The organism is Kocuria subflava (genome assembly GCF_012163155.1).
Lineage (GTDB): Bacteria > Actinomycetota > Actinomycetes > Actinomycetales > Micrococcaceae > Kocuria > Kocuria subflava.
In genome coordinates this window covers 1-713 of the sequence record NZ_JAAVUN010000121.1, presented here as the reverse complement: position 1 = coordinate 713, position 713 = coordinate 1, and the positions used below count along the sequence as shown (strand labels likewise).

Here is a 713-nt window from a genome sequence, read left to right as displayed (position 1 = left end):
GACCTTGGGACGGTGGAACCATCGGCGTGGGAATTCCTCGCGGCCCGGGGCGTCCTGGGGACCCCCGTCCTGTGGTTCGAGCAGGAGGGCGACGGGCCCAGGGATCCCCGGAACTACCGGCAGGAGGCGTTCGCCTCCGTGGGCACGCACGACCTGCCGCCCACCGCGGGCTTCCTGGAAAGCGTGCAGGTGGATCTGCGGGACGGTCTGGGCCTGCTGGAGCGGCCGGTCGGGGTCGAACGGGAAGAGGCCCAGCAACGCGTGGACCGCTGGCTCGCCGCAGCCCGGGCCGAAGGATTGGTTCCGCAGGACGCCACGGTCAGGCAGCAGATCGAGGGGTTGTACCGATATCTCGGACGCGCTCCCTCACTGCTGCACTGCGTCCAGCTCGTGGACGCGGTGGGGGAGAAGCGGGTCCAGAACCAGCCCGGAACCTCGGACGAGTACCCCAACTGGCAGATCCCGCTGGCCGACGAGAACGGCGAGGTCGTGCTCGTGGAAGGCACCGAGCAGTCCGAGCGCGTGCGCTCACTGTCCCGGGTGATGAACGAGGTGCTGGGCTCCGAGGAACGCAGACACCGGGGGGTCGCGGCTCCGGAGCAGCCGAGCACCACCGACACCGCAGCACCCCCCGCGAGGTGATTCCGGCCACCGCTGGTTGGCCGAGGTGGTCGCGTCGGCTAGACCTGCCACTTGGCCCCCCCCACGGGCGG

1 protein-coding gene is annotated in these 713 nt (G+C 70.8%); it reads left to right on the top strand.

The annotated features are described in order from the left end of the window. Nucleotides 1–642, top strand: a 642-nt coding sequence (locus GTW58_RS13305) for a 4-alpha-glucanotransferase (RefSeq protein ID WP_209436585.1), incomplete at its 5' end; no start/stop codon positions are given. Nucleotides 643–713 lie beyond the last annotated feature (71 nt).